Here is a 17,977-nt window from a genome sequence, read left to right on the forward strand (position 1 = left end):
CTAGCTCGGCTCAGTGTCGCTCGGCAGATCGACGATCCGTCCCCCGCCATCGCCGGTGCGGGTCAGGCACCGGCGATGGTTCATCTTCTACCGATGAACCGCCATCTTCATAAGACAAGCAGAGCGCCGAAATCGGGTTCGCGAAGCGACGCGACTTGAGCGGTTAATCCGCTCTACAGGCCTCAATCCGGGCGCCAGCGTGCGAAGATCGCGGTGGGCAGCAGCCTGCCGCCGCTGGTCTCGGGCAGCGCCATCTCCCCGGCTTCCACCCGGCCGCCCAGCGGCGCCAGCGCCTCGGTCAGGGCCTGCTGGATGGCGAGATAGGACAGGCGCACCGCATAGACCGTGAGCAAGAGGAAAGCCGGGCGCTCGGAAAGCAGCTGCCGGCCCAGCTCCAGCAACTCCGGCAGATCGTCCTCCAGGCGCCAAACCTCGCCCTTGGCGCCGCGGCCGTACTTGGGCGGATCGAGAATGATGCCGTCGTAGCGCCGCCCGCGGCGCACCTCCCGGCGGACGAACTTCATGGTGTCGTCGACGATCCAGCGGATGGGCGCTTCTTCCATGCCAGAAAGCTTCTGGTTCTCCACGGCGTAGCCGATGGACTTCTTTGAGGCATCCACATGGGTGACCGCCGCGCCTGCGCTGGCCGCCGCCAAGGAGGCCAGTCCTGTGTAGGCAAAGAGGTTCAGAACCTTGGGTGGGGTCTCGCGCCCGCTCAGCTGCTCGTTGCACCAAGACCAGTGTGGCGCCTGCTCCGGAAAGAAGCCGAGATGGCGGAACGGGGTGCAGCGGGCTGCAAAGCGCAATGGTCCCCAGCCCAGGGTCCAGCTTTCCGGTACCTCCTTGTCGAAGCGCCAGCGCCCGCTGTCGGTCTCGTCCGCATCGAAGACACCATCCGCGCTCCAAGCCTCTTCCGGCAGGCTGGGTGACCAGAGCGCCTGCGGTTCCGGTCGCACGAAGCGAAAGCGGCCGTAGCGCTCCAGCTTGTGGCCGTTACCGCTGTCCACCAACTCATAGTCGCGCCAGTCGTCGGCGAGCAGGACGCGCGGAGAAAGACGAAGATCCTCGGTCATGGGCGGGCTCCGGGGTAGCCTTCGGCTCCCCATAGAGAATAGAGCATGACGGCAGTCGCCACGGCCAGATTGAGGGAATCGGCCTGGCCGCGCATGGGAATGCGCACGAGATGATCGCAGGCGGCCTCCGCCTCTGCGGAGAGTCCGGCCTGCTCGTTGCCCATCATGACGATGCGCGGGCCGCTCTGGGACGGCAATGCATCGTGGCGTCCGCGGGCGCGCAGCGAAGTCCCGATGATCGCTCCGCCTGCTGCCTGGCTCCAGGTCTGGAGCTCGGACAGCTCCGCTTCGGCGAGCGCCACGGCGAAGATCGAGCCCATGGAGGCGCGCACGCACTCGAAGGAGAAGGGGTCGCAGCAGCGTCCGAGCAGGATCACGCCGCCCGCGCCAACGGAATCGGCCGTGCGCAGGATGGTGCCCAGGTTGCCGGGGTCACGAACTTCTTCAAGTGCCACCCAGAGACGGTGGCTCGTGGCGTCGAGTGCGCGCAGGCTCTGCCGGCGCTGCCGGTAGACGGCGACCACATTCTGAGTGTTCTCCCGCCGCGTGATCTGGGAGAGCAGCCGTTCGCTGGTTTCGATGCACTGCACGCCGGACCGGTCGAAGCGCTCTACCAGTGCGGTCACGGCTTGACGCTGACGCGCCTCGGCCGTGAAGAGCAGCGTCTCCGGCTGCACCGCCGCTGCCTCGGCCTCCAGCACCAAACGCGCCCCCTCCGCCACGAAAAGACCGGTCTCCGAGCGGGTGCGCTTGCGCTCGAGCGCGCGTATCTGTTTGATCAGCGGATTGGCCGCTGAGGTGATCTGCTTGATCATATCCGCTTCTGTGCATGCCATCGCAGGCTGGGTTGCGCCCGGCGGCGGAGCATAGCGCGACGGCGACATTTGTCGATCATCGGGGTTACGGGCGCCGGGCCGAGACCTTTTCGGGCTCGACTTAGCTGTGATTTGTCACGGCCGTTCGGGGGCAGTGGTCACATTGGCCTCAGCGCGTGTGCCGGTCCGCGCCGCTTTCGAATCCGAGGCGGGCGGGCTCGGCGTCCGCCCCATTTGGGGGGCGCGCGGCGGCCTGAAATTCCTCAGATTACCGCGAAACTGAGCCTCCCGCAGACGTTCAAATAGCGTTACGGTTGACTGATGTTGCGTGACTTGCTGCGATGCAGGTTGTAGAGGGAGCGCCCGACCGTCTCAATTTTGGCGGAGCCGGGCTTCAAAGCGGCAAGGGGGGAGCTTGCGGTTGCTGTATCCAATAGGGGTCGTGGTGCGAATTATTAACACAGACTGCGGCGTCGTGCGGGGCGGCCGACTGTGGCATCTCTAGCGCCATCCGATAGACGTACGACAAGGCTGGTTTGTTGAGCGCTCCATGACATCTGCTTTTAAAGACATTGCGATACTGGGTGCGGCTTGCCGCTTGCCGGGCGCGCCGAATGTAGACTCCTTCTGGAGCCTGCTGAGCGAGGGGCGTCACGCCATCGGCACGATCGGCGGCGATCGCTGGTCGGCGCGGCGCTTCTGGCATCCGCGACGCTCCGAGCCCGGCAAGACTTATGCCTTGTCCGCGGGCCTTCTCGACAACGTCTATGACTTCGATGCCGCCTTTTTCGGCATTTCCCCCCGCGAAGCCGCGCAGATGGATCCGCAGCAGCGCCTTCTGCTGGAAGTGACCTGGGAGGCGATGGAGGACGCCGGCCTGCGGCCGAGTTCCCTGAGTGGTTCGGGCGCCGGCGTTTATGTCGGTGCGTCCGGCACCGACTACGCCAGCGTGCGTCAGAACGACCCCAAGTCCGGTGACATGCATTTCATGACCGGCAACACGCTGAGCATCATCTCCAATCGCATCTCCTATTTCTTTGATCTGCGCGGTCCCAGCTTCACCCTCGATACGGCTTGCTCCTCTTCGCTGCTGGCTTTGCACCAGGCGGCCACAGCTATTCGCGCGGGTCATGTGGATACGGCGGTTGTTGCGGGTGTGAACCTGCTGCTCAGCCCCTTTCCATTCATGGGTTTTTCGCGCGCCTCCATGCTGTCCCCCAGCGGACTCTGCCACGCTTTCGATGCGAGCGCGGATGGTTATGTGCGAGCCGAAGGCTGTGTCGCGGTCATTCTGCAGTCGGTGGATCGGGCGCGCGATGCAGGGCATCGGGTGCGCGCGGTGTTGGCTGCAACCGGCACCAATGCCGACGGCCGCACGGTGGGCTTGTCCCTGCCGTCAAGTGAGTCCCAGGCTGCGCTGCTGCAGGATGTCTACCAATCGGCGGACATCGACCCTGAGAACCTCGCCTTCATCGAGGCCCACGGGACCGGCACGCAGGTTGGCGATCCCTCGGAGGCGCTGTCGATCGGGCGCGTCCTGGGTCAGCGCCGCGGCCAGAGCCTGCCCATTGGGTCCGCCAAGACCAACGTCGGCCATCTCGAGCCGGCCTCGGGTTTGGTCGGCGTGCTCAAGGCGCTGCTCGCCCTAGAGCGGGATCTGCTGCCTGCCTCACTGCATTTCGAAACGCCAAACCCCAACATTCCCTTCGACGAGTTGAACCTCAGCGTGGCGGCCCGGGCTCTGCCGCTGCCCCGCAATGGTGCGCTGCGCTACGCCGGCATCAACTCCTTCGGCTTTGGCGGTACCAACGTTCATGCAGTGATCCGCGATGCCGAGCGTCCGCAGCGCCGTGCGAGCGCAGCGGAAGAAATCGCCCCCCTGATCCTGTCTGCGCGCTGCGAACCGGCTTTGCGCGCCATGGTCAGTGCCTACCGCGAGCGCCTGGAGCAGGCCGACCGCGATGAAAAGCGCGCGTTGGTTGCAGCAGCGGCCAGTCAGCGTGACCGGCTCGAGCATCGCATGGTGCTGTGGGAGGACAGCCCGGAAGCGCTGTTCGAGCAGCTTGCAGCCGCTGAAGCCGGCGAGAAGAGCCGGGCGGCGTTTGGACGCACCATTGCGGGAAGCGAGGCGCCGGCATTCCTCTTTGCCGGAAACGGATCACAGTGGGCCGGCATGGGGCGCGAGGCTTTCGAGCGAAACGCCGCCTATCGTGCAAGCGTGGAGAGCGTCGATGCGCTGTTCATTGCGCGGGCCGGTTGGTCGCTGATCGAGGCCTTTCAGGCCGATGATCTGGGCGAAAAGCTGCGCCGCGCCGAAGTCGCCCAGCCGCTGCTTTTCGCGCTGCAGGTGGGACTGGTCGACGCTCTGGCTGCCTGGGGGCTGAAGCCCGGTGCCGTGGCAGGCCACAGCGTCGGTGAGGTGGCCGCCGCATACGTGTCCGGCGCCTTGACGCTCGAGCAGGCGGTGCATGTCGTCCACGCCCGCAGCCTGCACCAGGAGAGCACCCACGGCGCGGGCAGCATGGCCGCCCTGCTGCTTTCGGCTGAGGATGCGGCCGAAGTGCTTGCCGATCCTCGGTGGGAGGGGCTACAGATCGCGGCGATTAACGGACCGCGGTCGATCACGATTTCCGGCCAGGGTGAACTGCTGAAGTCTTTCGCGGCAGAAGCGCGCAAGCGGCGTTGGCCGCTGCGCCGCCTGGAGTTGGACTACCCCTTCCACGGTCCCCTGATGGAGCCGGTGCGCGAGCCGCTGCTGCAGGACCTGGCCGAGCTGACACCGCAGTCCACTGTCATCCCCTTCGTCTCAACCGTCACCGGTGAGTTGCTGGACGGCAAAGAGCTGACGGCTGACTACTGGTGGCGCAACGTGCGTGAGCCGGTGCGTTTCCGCGATGCGATAACGCGCCTGGGCGAACAGGGCCACGGGCTCTTTTTGGAGATCGGCCCGCGGCCGGTGCTGCAGGGCTATATCAACGACAGCCTGCGCCACGCCGGAGCAAATGGACGCGTCTTGCCGGCGCTCGATCGCAACGATGCCGCCGGCGTGGATCCGGTGCGCGGCGTCCTGGCGCGGGCGTTTGCGGCCGGTGCGCCGATCGACGAGGCGCTGGCACTGCCGGAGCGCGGGTCCTTCGTACCGCTTCCGAGCTATCCGTGGCAGCGCAAGACCTACCGCGTCGATCCGACGCAGGAAGCCTGGAACCTGTCGGGTGGGGAAGGAGACCATCCTCTGCTCGGCTACCATCCGCGCCCGGAACTGCCGGTGTGGACGGTGCACCTGGATCACGAGCTCCTGCCCTATCTGGCCGATCACTGCGTTGAGGACGCCGTCGTCTTCCCAGCAGCCGGATTCGTCGAAATGGCCCTGGCGGCGGGCGAGCAGTGGCTCGGCACCGGCGATCTTGAGATCCAAGACATGGAGATCGTCAGGCCGTTGGTTTTTGACGGCGAGCGTATGCGCGAGGTGCAACTGCGCCTTTCCGACGACGGTCTGGTCTTCGAGGTCTTCAGTCGCAGCCGTGAGGAAGAGTCCGGCTGGAATCAGCATCTGCGCGGCCGCTTGGCGCGCCTGCCTTCGCCGAGCCTGTCTGCCACGCTCCCTGATGCCAGAGGGTTCCAGGGGCGCTCGGTTTCCGGCCCCGACATCTATGCCACTGCCCGCCGCTTCGGGCTGAACTACGGCCCGGCCTTCGCGCGGGTCCAGAAGGTCGACATCCTAGGCGAGCGCCAGGCACGGGTGCGACTTTCCGACGAACTGCCGCAAGAGCTGATTGAACCTTCGCGCTATCTGCTGCATCCGACCACCCTCGATGCGGTTTTCCATGGGCTTTTCGCGCTGCTTGAGGAAACGGCGGAAATCCCCGCCAACACCGCGTTCCTGCCGGCGCGCCTTGGGCGCGTGCGGCGGCTGGCCGAGGGAGGAGAGCCGCGCGAAGCGCTGATCGAAATCGCCTCCGTGTCACCGCGATCTGTTGCGGTCGGCTTCCGGCTGTTCGATGAGAGCGGGACCTGCGTGGTCGCGCTGGACGACTGCCGTTTCCGTGCCGTGGCCTTGTCGCATGCGCAGGACGAGGGACAGTTGGAGTTCCGCTTCGTTGCCCGACCGGAACTGGGTGCGAGCGAGATCGACAGCTCGGCAACGCCGACCCCGACGAATCTGCGCGGCACGCTGACGGAAGCTGGCTTTGCGCGCAGCGAGGAAGCTGCGCCGGAGGAAAGCTGGCTGCTGCTGGACGGAGCCATCCGATCGCTCGCCTTCGATGCACTCTCCGAGGCGCTCGGCCACAGCGATGCACCTTTCACGCTCGACGACCTGATGGTTGCCGGTCGGCTGTCGCCCGAGGTCGCTCCCCTCTTTGGCCGTATCCTGCGTCTGCTCGAAGAGGATGGCGCAACCCAGTATGACGAGGACACCGGTTGGCGCCTGATCGACAGCGGCCAGTTTCCGCCGGCCGCCGATGTCCTGAATCTTGTGGCGTCGGAGCATCCGGACCGGCTAGCCGAAGTGGCGCTGACGGCGCGCCTCATGGAGCTGCTGCCCGGTTTGCTGGACGGCCGCACGCCGCCCCCGGCAGAACTGCCCTATGCCGCGGCGTTGCTCGATCAGTTGACCGACGCCTCGCCGGCGCGCCGCACCACCTATGCGGCCGTGGTTGCCGCGGTCGAGGCGATCGTGGCCGACTGGCCGGCGGAACGCCCGGTGCGCATCCTCGAGTTGGCCAGCGGCACCGGCTCTCTGAGCCGCCGACTGTTGCGCATCCTGCCGACGGAGCGTTTCTCCTACCTGGCCAGCGATCCTGACAAGCGCGCGGTCGAGCGTCTGCGGGTGAGTCTGGGGCCGCAACCCAATCTCGAGGTGGAAACCCTCGACTTCACCAAAGAGCCCAAGGCGGATCTGGGGCCCTTTGATCTCGTGGTGTGCGCCGGCGGTCTTTACCGTGCGGCCGGCACCGCGGAGCAGCTTGCCAACCTTCGTTCCTGTATGGCCGGTGGCGGCCTGCTGGTGGCAGCCGAGCCTGAGCCCAGCCCCTTCTACGACCTGCTCTTTGGTGTGCGTGCGGAATGGTGGGGCGAGGGTGGCCCCACCCATGCCAGCGGACCGCTCAAGGAAGCTTCGGCCTGGCGCACGGCGCTGGAAGCGGGTGATTTTCCGGCCATCGAGTGCTTGCCCTTGGCAGGGCCGGGCCCTGAGCAGTCACTGCTGATCGCACGCAACGCGGTGCGGGCGGTGCGCTCGGTGCCGCCGGCAACCGCCGGATCGGCCTTGATCCTGGCGGATGCCGAGAGCCGGACTCTGGCCAGCGACCTGGCACAGCAGTTGAGCGAAGCTGGTCGCCAGGTGGTTATTGCGGGTGCCGAAGGCGCTGCGGCTTCCGACGAGGCCGATGCCGCAATCGATGTTCGCAGCGGCGATTGCAGTGACCAGGCCTGGCTGGAAAGCCTGATCAAGGAGCTGCAGGTCGGCGACGGCGAGAGCCTGGATGTGATCCACCTCTACGGTGCTCTGGCCGAGGAGTCGCATCCCAGCGCTGCCGCGGCCGAACGCTGCACCGTGGCAATGGCGGCCCTGAAGGCCTTGTCGGTGAAGGATGCAGGCCTCTGGCTGGTGACGCCGGGGGCCATGCAGCATGTCGCCGGCGGCGAGGCGGAGCGGCCGGTGCAGGCGGCGCTTTGGGGCTTTGGCCGTGTCGCCGCCAACGAGTATGCCGATGTGCGGATTCGTATGATCGATCCGGCTCCGGATTACGAGCCTGCCCGGATGGCGTCTCTGGTGGCCGTGGAGGTGCTGCGGCCGACGAATGAACATGAGCTGGTGATCAACGACCATGGTCGCCATGCCCTGCGCCTGCGTCGCGGCCTGCCGCGCCGGCCGGAAACCGGCGGGCGCCGGAGGCGCGAAGCGGGCCTGCGCCTGGAAATGCGCCGGGCTGGATCTCTCGACCAGCTGACCTGGACGCCCATGCGTCGCCGCCTGCCCGGACCGGGCGAGGTGGAGATCGAGGTTGCGGCCACGGGGCTCAATTTCCGGGATGTCATGTGGGCAATGGGACTGTTGCCCGACGAGGCGCTGGAGGAAGGCTTTGCCGGGCCGACCCTGGGCATGGAGTGTGCCGGCGTCATCACCGCGGTGGGCGAGGGCGTTACCGGCATGCAGACAGGCATGCGGGTGTTGTCCTTCGCGCCGGCCTGCTTTGCCAGTCATGTGACGGTCTCGACGCGGGCGGTTGCCCCGATCCCCGGCGATCTCAGCTTCGAGCAGGCGGCAACGGTGCCCAGCGCCTTCTTCACCGCCTACTACGCGCTCACGCATTTGGCGCAGCTGGAAGAGGGCGAGCGGGTGCTGGTGCATGGCGGCGCCGGTGGCGTCGGTCTGGCGGCGCTGCAGCTTGCCAAGTGGCGCGGCGCCGAGGTCTTTGCCACGGCCGGTTCGCCCGAGAAGCGTGCGCTGCTGCGCCTGCTGGGCGCCGATCATGTTCTCGACTCCCGCAGCCTGGAGTTTGCTGACGGCGTTATGGAGCTGACCGACGGCGAGGGGGTGGATGTGGTGCTGAACTCCCTGGCTGGCGAAGCCATGGAGCGCAGCCTGCAGATCCTGCGCCCCTTTGGACGCTTCCTTGAGCTCGGCAAACGCGACTTCTACGGCGGCAGTCGTTTGGGACTGCGGCCTTTCCGCCAGAATATCTCCTACTTCGGCATCGATGCGGATCAGCTGCTGACCCGCCGGCCGCAGCTCGCCGGGCGCTTGTTCCGGGAGATGGTTGAACTCTTCCGCGAGGGGCATCTGCGTCCCTTGCCGTATCGGCGCTTCGACCATGAAGAGGCCGTGCAGGCCTTCCGGCTGATGCAGCAGTCCGGGCACATCGGCAAGATCGTCGTGGCCGCCCCTCCGGTGGAGGCTCGTCGCCTTCCGGAGCGCACCAAGGCGCTCGAGCTGGCGGCCGACGCCACTTATCTGGTTGCCGGCGGCCTGGGGGGATTCGGGCTGGAAACGGCACAGTGGCTGGTCCGCCACGGCGCACGGCACCTGCTGCTCCTCGGTCGAAGCGGCGCATCAAGCGATGCAGCACGCGCCGGCGTGGAGGCGCTGCAGGCGGCCGGTGCCACGGTGGTGGTGGAAGCCTGCGACCTGGCTGATCAGGCCGCGGTGGAGGCCGTGATCGCGCGGGCCAAGGCGGAGATGCCGCCGCTGCGCGGCGTGTTGCACACCGCGATGGTCCTGGAGGATGGCCTCATCGCCAACCTGGATCGGGAGCGCTTCGATAAGGTGCTGCAGCCCAAGGTGGACGGTGCCTGGAACCTGCATCGCGCGACGCTCGACCTGCCGCTCGACCTCTTTGTTCTCTACTCCTCGGCCACCACCACGGTGGGCAACCCCGGGCAGGCGAACTATGTCGCCGCCAATGCCTATCTGGAGTCTCTTGCCCGCCAGCGGCGCGCCGAGGGTCTGCCGGCGGTGGCGGTGGCCTGGGGCGCCATCGGTGACGCCGGTTATCTGGCCCGCCACGCCGAGGTGAGCGAATCGCTCTCCCGCCGTCTGGGGCGCCAGTCGCTGGGTGCGCGCGAGGCGCTGGACGGGCTGGAGCGCATTCTGGTGCAAGGCGCTACCGAACCAGCCAATGCCAGCCCGGTCTATGCCCGGATCGATTGGCGTTCGGCCAAGGGTGAGTTGCCCATCCTCTCGCAACCGGGCTTCCGTGAAATGGCGGCGGAGGCCGACAGCGGCGGCGGCGAGGTGGAAGACAAGATCGACCTGCGCAAGATGGTCGAGGGCATGGACGCCGGTGCCGCCCGCGAGCTCATTTCCGGATTGTTGGCCGACGAGGTGGCGCGCATCCTGCGTCTGCCGGCTGAGGAGGTCGACCGCCACCGTCCGCTGGCGGAACTGGGCATGGACTCGCTGATGGCGCTCGAGTTGCGCATGGCGGCCGAACAGCGGCTGAGCATCGAGGTTCCCCTCATGTCGCTCTCGGACGGCGCGACACTGGATGGGGTGGCTGCACGCCTGGCCGGTCGTCTGATCAGCGGCGAGGACAAGGTCGACGAGCGCGACGAGGCCTTGGCTTTGGCTCGCCAGCATCTGGACGAGCAGGACCTGGAAGAACTGGGACTGACCGATGGCGCGGGTGAGGGTGACAGCGGCGTGGCACGAGTCGGCTGATCGCTCGCGTCACCGCTCGTGGCCACCTGCCCCTTGCGCTGCTCTTCCCGAGGCACGATTCTATCTGCTGACAGTGGATGACGAAGGTGCGCCGGGGTCCGGGCATTCGCGAGCCCGGAGGCGCGGTCGGCCCCGTTCCCATGCTGTCCGGCACTGCACGTGTCGCACGGTCCAAAGGAGTTGAACGCAGGTGAGCGACTTTACCAACCGGGCCAAGCAGCGCCTGGTCGAGGAGTTCCTGGCGGCCCGCCGCCGACGCGAAGGGCGCGGCCAGGAGGCTTCTGCGGCGCCTGCGCGCAAGGCGAAGGCGACGTCGAACGGCCTGGACTCCATCCCGGGATTCAAGCAGTTCCATATGCAAAAGAATGCTGCCGGGGTGCTCGATCTCGATAACCCCTTCTTCCAGGTGCATGATGGGCGGGCCGGTGCGACAAGCTCTATCGGCGGGCAGGAGGTGCTCAACTTTGCCTCCTACAACTACCTCGGCCTGAACGGTCACCCGGAGGTCAATGCGGCAGCGATCGAGGCCATGGAACGCTATGGCACCTCGGCCTCGGCCAGCCGTCTGGTCGCCGGTGAACGGCCGGTCCATGCGCAGCTTGAACGGGCGATTGCCGACCTGCACGGCGTCGAGGACGCGGTGGTCATGGTCAGCGGCCACGCCACCAACGTGACCACCATCGGCCACATCATGGGCCAGCGCGACCTGATCCTCTACGATTCCTGGATGCATAACTCCGGAGTGCAGGGAGCGGTTTTGGCCGGGGCGCGGCGCATCGCTTTCCCGCACAACGATCCCCAAGCGGTCGAGCGTCTGCTGGCAGAACAGCGCAAGCGCTATGACCGGGTGCTGATCCTGCTCGAGGGCGTCTACTCCATGGACGGCGACCTGCCGGACCTGGCGGCCTTCATCGATATCAAGAACCGCTACGACGCCATCCTGCTGGTCGATGAGGCGCACTCCCTGGGGGTGCTGGGTAAGACCGGGCGCGGCATTGCCGAGCACTGCGGCATCGACCCACATGACGTCGATCTCTGGATGGGGACGCTGAGCAAGACACTTTCGGGCTGCGGCGGCTATATCGCCAGCCGCTCCGATTTCGTCGAGTATCTCAAGTACACGGCGCCGGGCTTCGTCTACAGTGTGGGCATGCCGCCGCCCATCGCGGCTGCAGCCCATGCCTCGATCCAGGTCATGCTGCGCGAGCCGGAGCGGGTGGCACGGCTGCAGGCGCGCGGCCATTACTTCCTGGAAACCGCCCGGGCGGCCGGCCTCGATGTCGGCCCGAGCGCCGGCTACTCCGTCGTTCCGGTGATTGTGGGCAACTCGGTGCTGGCGGCCCGCCTGGGCCACCGTCTGCTGGAACGGGGCATCAACGCACTGCCAATCGTCTATCCGGCGGTTCCCGAGAAATCCGCCCGCCTGCGCTTCTTCCTCACCTGCGAGCATGAGGAAGAGCAGATCCGCGAGACCGTGGCTGTGACCGCCGAGGAGCTTGGCGCGTTGCGGGCCAAGGGGCGGAATCTGCGCGAGTATGCGCTGCGGATGGCAATGCCCGAGCATCAGGACTCATGACGGCGGCCGCCGGGCTCGAACTGCGCCCGGTTCGTGATCGTCGGGACATTGCCGCCTTCGCCGATGCCGCGCGTGTGGCCCAGGGGCATGATCCGAACTGGGTCTGTCCCCTCGACCACGAAATGCATCTGATCCTCGATCCCCGGCGCAACGTCTTCCTGCAAGAGAATGACGTCCAGCCCTGGGTGGCGCTGCGCGACGGTCGGCCGGTTGGGCGGATCATTGCCGTGCGCAACGAGGCCCACCTGGCCCGGCATAAGGACGGCGCCGGGCAGTTCGGCTTCCTGGAAGCCATCGACGATCCTGCCATCTTCGCCGCGCTGATCAACCAGGCCGGAACCTGGCTGAAAGGCCATGGTCTGACCAAGATGAATGGCCCCTTCAGCGCGTCGATCAACCATGAGGCCGGGCTGCTGGTCGAGGGCTTCGACACGCCGCCGATGATGCGCACCAATCATGCCCAGCCCTGGTACGCGCGCCATCTGGAGGCTGCCGGCCTGCACGGGATCATGGACCTCTATGCCTATCTCTGCCGGCCGGCGGAGAGCCGCTACCCGGAACGGGTGGAGGCGAGCCTGCAGCGCTGGAAGGAAAGGGAGTCCCTGACCATCCGCACCATGTCCCGCCGCTCATTCCTGCGCGACATGGTTCTGGTCAACGAGGTCTACAACGACGCCTGGGCCGACAACTGGAAGGCCGTGCCGGTGAGTGAGGGCGAGGCCCGTTTGATCGCCCGGGTGGTCCGGCCGCTTCTGAAGCTGGACTGGATCACGCTCGCCTACTGGCAGGGCGAGGCCATCGCAGTGGTCTCCCAGGTCCCCAATACCAACGAAGCCCTGGCAGGTCTCGACGGCAAGCTCTGGCCGATGGGCTGGTCGCGCCTTCTCTGGCGCCTCAAAGTCCAGGGCCTGTGCTCAAGCCGCATCCCGATGATCGGCCTGCGTCGGCGCTTCCGCGGCACGCGGGTCGGCGGCATGGCTGTTGCCGCCCTGATGGCCCGCGCCGTCGAGAACGCGCAACAGGCCGGGATCGAGCGCATGGAGATCTCCTGGATGCTGGCCCACAACCGCCATGTCCTCAATCTCTGCGACAGCCTACCGGCCAGCCACTACAAGACCTTCAGGGTCTACGAGAAACACCTGTAGGCCGAGGGGTCACTCCTCCGGCGCGATGCGAAAGCCGAAGCGGCGCATGATGGCGTCGGAGAGCGTGGCAGGCAGAAAGTGGCTGGCGCGCATCGCCAGCCCGAGATGGGCCGGAAAGACCACATGGGCCCGTCCGCGGTCGATGCCGCGGCGCATCAGTGCGGCCGCCCGATCTGCAGGCAGTTCGCCTGGGCGCGGACCGAGATAGCGTGCGCTCATGGGACTGGTGACGAAGCCCGGGCAGATGACGGTGACGCTGATGCCCTTGCGGCGCAGGGTGCCGCGCAGGGCATCGCCATAGGCCAGCAGTCCCGCCTTGCTGGCGCTGTAGGCGGGGGCGTCGGGCAGGGCGCGCAGGGCGGAAAGGGAACTCATCAGCACGATGCGGCCATGCTTGCGCCGGTGCATGGGCTCCAGCAGTGCGTGCACGGTGTTTACCGCGCCTTCCAGGTTGACGCGCAGCTGCCGCGTGGCCGTGGCCTGGTCTTCCAGGCGCCCGTCGGGGCCGCGGCCGCCGGAAATGCCCGCGTTGGCGATCAGGATCTCGACCGGTGTCTGGCGGTCGAACTCCCGCAGCCAGGTGCACAGTGCCTCGGCATCGGTGACGTCGATCTGCGCCGTGGTCACTTGCGCGCCGCGGGCTTCGCAGGCTGCGGCACTGGCGGCCAAACGTTCGGCATTCCGACCGATAAGCGCCATGCTGCGTCCGGGTTCAGCGTAGGCAAGGGCCAGGGCGGCGCCGATCCCGCCGCTGGCGCCGGTCAGGACCAGTGTGCCGGGTTGTCGGGCGTCGCTCACTCTGCCGCCACCGCGCGCGGCGTGACAGTGGCGGGGGCCGGCGCGCGTCCGCTGTCGCCCACCGGGATGGGTCGCCACCCCGGTGGGGTCGATTCGATGCGCTCGATCGCTCCCTTGATCGCTGCCTCCAGCCCCTCCTCGGTGAAAAAGCTGCCGTGGATGAGCGCGCGGGCCTGCAGCAGACGTACGAAGTCGCGCAACAAGTCCGGCTTCGGACGCCGCGGGTCGCTCCAGAAACTGTCGAGGGAGCCCTGATGGGTCAGTCCGGGGATGTGATAGATCGCACGGCCCAGCACGGCCACAGGGCGTTTCTGCTGCAAGGCCACCATGCCCGAAGTGGAATTGACCGTGACCACGCCTTTGGAGTCGTCGATCAGCCGGGAGAGGTTGCCCCCTTCGATGAAGAGCACCCGATCCTCGATGCCGGCGGCACGAGCCAGGCGACGGCATTGCCGGCGGCGGTCGACCAGGCCGTTGTCCAGAGGGTGTGCCTTGACCACCAGATGGTCGTTCGCCGGTGCGTGGTCGGCAAAGGATCGCAAGATGACCTGCAGCGCGTCTTCCATGCTGTTGAGGTCGGCGTGCACGCGGATCTGAAAATCGCTGTCGAGCTGCAGCGGGAAAATGAAGAAGCCGGGCTCGCTTTTGGCCAAGGCGCGCAGTGCAGCGCGGCTGCGCCGCTTCTCCACGGGCATCAGCGCCAGGCGCTTGAGCCAGAAGGCATACTCGAGCAACACCGGCCAGGGGCGATGGTGGCGGTAGAGAGGATAGACGAGACGCCCGGCAGAGGTTGTCAGGTTGTAGGCCACATCCCAGATCACGCGATTGCGCAGGCCCGAGGCGCTGCGGCGCGTCGTCTGCGCGTCTTCGAGGCCTTCTGCCCCTTGGCGAATCTGGTTGGGCGTATTCGGCAGCGCTGAGAAGCCGTTCACGCCGCCATGCTCTAACGTGATCCAGTTCGGACGGAGGTAGCCTTCCTCGAAAACGTGCACCGCGATGCCGCGTGTCCGGGCAAGATCAATGGCGACCCGATGATAGCTGCGACAATCGCCGAAGAGCACCAAGTCGGTGATGCCCTCGCGCTCCAACCGCTTTGCCAGATGGTCCTGCCAGCGGCTGAAACGCCCGCGCCAGGCTTTGGCCTCACGGGGCCAGAACAGCACGTCGCCCAGGTTGAAGTTGATCTTGGTGACGCGATGGCCACGCTTCTTCAATGCCTGGCCCAGCCGAAGGAAAAACGGCGAAGCTGGCCCCTGCAGAAACAGGATATGTCGTTGCTCTGGTCCGCCCTCCGGCACACCGCGCTCCCGCCAGCCGTTCATGAACTCCGTGTATCCGCAATAATCCGGATCGCGTTAAATCTGAACCACAAGGTTTCAACGCGATCTGCACTTACCCCCAAGTAACATCATACTGGAAGGTTGCGTCGGTTCAACGCCGCGCCGTTCAACAAGTGTGATAATCCGGCAGCAACGACGGGGTGCGGCAATTCCGGGTTTCGGTTTTGCCTGCTGTGTGTGGTTTCACGCTAAGGTCGTGAAAGCCAGCAACCTACATGGCGCCGGCGCGGCGAATCGTCTATTGCTGGGGCGCGGCACCGGAACAGCGCAGCAAGGGGCGCCCGCCTTCCGGGTTTCATGCCGCGGTCAGGAGCTTGGTATGGACCCCATTTTGTTCGCCGTCGTTGCGGCCGTTCTCGCGGGCGCTTTGCTCGGTGCTTTTTTGACCCACCTCCTGTTGCGCAAGGGCGCGCAGGCCAGGGAGGCCTTGCTGCGTCAGCAGATCGAGGAACTGGCCCCCTACCGGGAGGAGGCTTTTGCCTTGCGCGAACCGGCAACACGGCTCGTCCGGGCGGAGGAAGAGCGCGACGCGCTGCGCGAAGAGCGTAACAACGCCTTGCGCGAGAACGAGCGTCTGGGAGTGACGCTGGAGAAGGAACGTCAGGCGCACGAACAGAAGCTCCAGGAGCTGTCTTCGGTCCGGGGACAGATCGAGAAGGATCTGAAGCTGTTGTCCCAGAGCCTGCTCAAGGACACCTCGGATGCCTTCCTCAAGCGGGCGCGTGAGGTCTTCGAGGCGCAGCAAAAGGAAAGCCGCAGCGGCCTGGAGTCCCTGGTCAAGCCGGTGGGCGAGGCTCTCAAGGCCTATCAGGAAAAGCTGGCCGCCACCGAACAGGCACGCAAGCGTGACGAGGGGCGCATCGGTGAGCAGTTGCGCCAGGTGGCCGAGTCTCACGCCAAGCTGCAGCACACCACGGGGACGCTGGTGAACGCGCTGCGGGCCGCGCCGAAGACCCGAGGGCGCTGGGGTGAGCAGCAGCTGCGCACCGTGCTCGAGATGGCCGGCATGATGGAGTACGTCGACTTCACCACCGAGCACCACGTTGCCACTTCGGACGGGCCGCTCAGGCCCGACGTGGTGCTGCGTCTGCCCGGTGGCCGTCGCATCGTGGTGGATGCCAAGACCTCCATGTCCGCCTATCTGGAAGCCCTCGAGGCGGTCGATGATGCGGAGCGCGAGCGCCTGCTGCGCGAGCATGCCCGGCAACTGCGCACCCACGCCCGCCAACTGGGGGACAAGCGCTACTGGGATGCGCTCGAGGACACGCCGGACTTCGTCGTCATGTTCGTGCCCGGCGACAACCTCTATGCGGCGGCGATCGAGCGTGATCCCAACCTCTTCGAGGAAGCCTATTCGCAGCATGTGATCATTGCGACCCCCACCACCTTCCTGGCCCTGGCCAAGGCCATTGCCTATGGCTGGCGACAGGAGCGGGTCTCCCAGGATGCGCAGCAGGTCATGACGCTGGGTGAAGAGCTCTACAAGCGCCTGGTACGTCTGGGGGATCGCCTTTCCTCGCTCACGAAGGCGCTGGAAACGACGGTTCGGCGGCACAATGATCTGGTGGGCACGCTGGAGGGGACGGTGTTGCCGCAGGCCCGGCGCTTCAACGACTTGGGGTTGGGCCATGCCCACGGCGAGATCGAGGAGTCGCCGCCGGTGCTCACCGATGTTCGTGAAGCGGTGCGCGGGCGCGACCTCGAGTTTGCCGAACAGGAGGAGCAGGAGAACCTGACGTCGACGCGCTCAGGATGACCCTTGCTCCTCGGAATGCTCTATCAGCTTGGTGTCCACCCGCACCTCCGAATGCAACGTGCGGTGCACCGGGCAGCGCTCGGCGATCTCGACCAGGCGTTTGCGTTGATCGCCGCTCAGGCGTGAGCCTTTGAGAACAAGGCTCCGCTCGATCCAGTCGACCTTGCCGTCGCGCGTTTCGCAGTCCTCGCAATCCTTGGCGTGAACCTTGCGGTGGGTCAGGCGGACACTGGCCTGCTCGAGCGGCCATTTCTTGTGATCGGCATAGAGGCGCAGAGTCATGGATGTGCAGGCGCCCAACGCCGCCAGCAGATAGGCGTAGGGGTCCGGCCCGGCATCGCCTCCGCCCACCTCAGGCGGCTCGTCCGCGATGAGGCGATGCTGGCCGGCCTCAATGTCCTGCTCCAACGCGCCGCGGCCGCTTTCGCGCACGATGACGCCCTGGAAACTGTTCTTCTGCGTCGGCTCGCTCTCCGGCAGGTAGCGGCTGGCCCAGGCTGCGACCACCTCTGCGGCATAGGTGGCGTCCCGGCTACGACTCAGAAGGTGGTCGGCGTCGTCCAGGGAGACGAAGGACTTGGGGTGCTTGGCCGCCAGGAAAATCCGGCTGGCATTGTCGATGTCGACAATTTCATCTCTTGGCGCGTGCAGCACCAAAAGGGCGCGGCCCAGACGGGAAATGGCCTCATCCAGGCGGTGATCTTTGACATCATTCAGGAAGCTGTCGCGGATTCGAAACGCCCGGCCCGCCAGTTGGACCTCTGCCTCGCCCTGGCTCTCGATATCTCCGATTGCGGAGGTGAAATGCCGCGTGATGGCAGTCGGCTCGGCCGGTGCGCCCAGCGTGGCGATTGCTTGCACTTCCGGGATCTGCCCTGCTGCCGCCAGCACGGCGGTGCCACCAAAACTGTGGCCGATCAGCAGGCCCGGCGCACTGTGCTCCTGGCGCAGATAGTCGGCGGCCGCGACGATGTCCTCCACATTGGAGGTGAAGTGCGTGTTGGCGAACTCGCCCTCGCTGTGGCCCAGGCCGGTAAAGTCGAAGCGCAGCACGGCGATGCCACGGGCGGCCAGACTGCGGGCCAGGGCCCGTGGTCCCTTGAGGTCCTTGCCGCAGGTGAAGCAATGCGCAAACAGCGCAAAGGCTCGGATCCGGCCGGCGGGCCAATCCAGGCGGGCAGCAAGGTTATGACCCTGGCTTCCGGGAAATTCAATGCGTTCACTGCGGTAGGGCATGGCCGCTCCTCATTTGGGAAGCAGGGGATGGAGGGCCGGGCATAAGCATGTCCCAGCCTCTCCGAATGCGGCCGCCC

Annotated in this window: 9 protein-coding genes; 4 read left to right on the top strand and 5 right to left on the bottom strand. The window is 66.5% G+C overall.

Annotation, left to right across the window (positions count from 1 at the left end):
• Window positions 1–182: 182 nt before the first annotated feature.
• Together P2G67_RS15700 and P2G67_RS15705 are read right to left on the bottom strand one after the other, a co-directional pair.
• Window positions 183–1,073, bottom strand: a complete 891-nt coding sequence (locus P2G67_RS15700; RefSeq protein ID WP_275824237.1) for a class I SAM-dependent methyltransferase — start codon at window positions 1,071–1,073, stop codon at window positions 183–185.
• Window positions 1,070–1,888: a TrmH family RNA methyltransferase gene (locus P2G67_RS15705; protein ID WP_275824238.1), complete on the bottom strand. Its 819-nt coding sequence runs from the start codon at window positions 1,886–1,888 to the stop codon at window positions 1,070–1,072. The genes P2G67_RS15700 and P2G67_RS15705 overlap by 4 nt, the downstream gene beginning before the upstream one ends.
• Window positions 1,889–2,438: 550 nt before the next feature.
• On the opposite strand from P2G67_RS15705, the gene P2G67_RS15710 reads away from it, so the two are divergent.
• The 3 genes from P2G67_RS15710 (at window position 2,439) to P2G67_RS15720 (ending at window position 12,770) form a co-directional block, all read left to right on the top strand.
• Entirely contained in the window at window positions 2,439–10,049 is a 7,611-nt protein-coding gene (locus P2G67_RS15710) for a type I polyketide synthase (protein WP_275824239.1), read from the top strand.
• A gap of 190 nt (window positions 10,050–10,239) precedes the next feature.
• Window positions 10,240–11,625 (top strand): aminotransferase class I/II-fold pyridoxal phosphate-dependent enzyme, encoded by a 1,386-nt coding sequence (locus P2G67_RS15715; RefSeq protein WP_275824240.1) that lies wholly within the window; start codon window positions 10,240–10,242, stop codon window positions 11,623–11,625.
• On the top strand, window positions 11,622–12,770 hold the full coding sequence (locus P2G67_RS15720; protein ID WP_275824242.1) for a hypothetical protein: 1,149 nt from the start codon (window positions 11,622–11,624) through the stop codon (window positions 12,768–12,770). The genes P2G67_RS15715 and P2G67_RS15720 overlap by 4 nt, the downstream gene beginning before the upstream one ends.
• A gap of 9 nt (window positions 12,771–12,779) precedes the next feature.
• Here P2G67_RS15720 and P2G67_RS15725 read toward each other — a convergent pair whose 3' ends face one another.
• Together P2G67_RS15725 and P2G67_RS15730 are read right to left on the bottom strand one after the other, a co-directional pair.
• The gene (locus P2G67_RS15725) at window positions 12,780–13,568 is read right to left on the bottom strand and encodes an SDR family NAD(P)-dependent oxidoreductase (RefSeq protein ID WP_275824243.1); all 789 of its coding nucleotides are present in this window, start codon (window positions 13,566–13,568) and stop codon (window positions 12,780–12,782) included.
• The gene (locus P2G67_RS15730) at window positions 13,565–14,890 is read right to left on the bottom strand and encodes a capsule polysaccharide biogenesis protein (RefSeq protein WP_275824244.1); all 1,326 of its coding nucleotides are present in this window, start codon (window positions 14,888–14,890) and stop codon (window positions 13,565–13,567) included. The genes P2G67_RS15725 and P2G67_RS15730 overlap by 4 nt, the downstream gene beginning before the upstream one ends.
• A gap of 337 nt (window positions 14,891–15,227) precedes the next feature.
• Here P2G67_RS15730 and P2G67_RS15735 point away from each other — a divergent pair, with 337 nt between their 5' ends.
• Entirely contained in the window at window positions 15,228–16,664 is a 1,437-nt protein-coding gene (locus P2G67_RS15735; RefSeq protein WP_275824245.1) for a DNA recombination protein RmuC, read from the top strand.
• On the opposite strand, the gene P2G67_RS15740 is transcribed toward P2G67_RS15735, so the two are convergent.
• The gene (locus P2G67_RS15740) at window positions 16,656–17,900 is read right to left on the bottom strand and encodes a bifunctional alpha/beta hydrolase/OsmC family protein (RefSeq protein ID WP_275824247.1); all 1,245 of its coding nucleotides are present in this window, start codon (window positions 17,898–17,900) and stop codon (window positions 16,656–16,658) included. The two genes, P2G67_RS15735 and P2G67_RS15740, sit on opposite strands and share 9 nt — an antisense overlap.
• Window positions 17,901–17,977: the final 77 nt, after the last annotated feature.

This window comes from Aquibaculum arenosum, from assembly GCF_029222965.1.
Taxonomy (GTDB): domain Bacteria; phylum Pseudomonadota; class Alphaproteobacteria; order Kiloniellales; family DSM-21159; genus Aquibaculum; species Aquibaculum arenosum.

Excerpts from the sequence above, each read along its gene's own strand:
- P2G67_RS15740 (WP_275824247.1), bottom strand. The coding sequence starts at position 17,900 with ATGCCCTACCGCAGTGAACGCATTGAATTTCCCGGAAGCCAGGGTCAT.
- P2G67_RS15710 (WP_275824239.1), top strand. The coding sequence starts at position 2,439 with ATGACATCTGCTTTTAAAGACATTGCGATACTGGGTGCGGCTTGCCGC.
- P2G67_RS15735 (WP_275824245.1), top strand. The coding sequence starts at position 15,228 with ATGGACCCCATTTTGTTCGCCGTCGTTGCGGCCGTTCTCGCGGGCGCT.
- P2G67_RS15720 (WP_275824242.1), top strand. The coding sequence starts at position 11,622 with ATGACGGCGGCCGCCGGGCTCGAACTGCGCCCGGTTCGTGATCGTCGG.
- P2G67_RS15700 (WP_275824237.1), bottom strand. The coding sequence starts at position 1,073 with ATGACCGAGGATCTTCGTCTTTCTCCGCGCGTCCTGCTCGCCGACGAC.
- P2G67_RS15730 (WP_275824244.1), bottom strand. The coding sequence starts at position 14,890 with ATGAACGGCTGGCGGGAGCGCGGTGTGCCGGAGGGCGGACCAGAGCAA.
- P2G67_RS15705 (WP_275824238.1), bottom strand. The coding sequence starts at position 1,888 with ATGATCAAGCAGATCACCTCAGCGGCCAATCCGCTGATCAAACAGATA.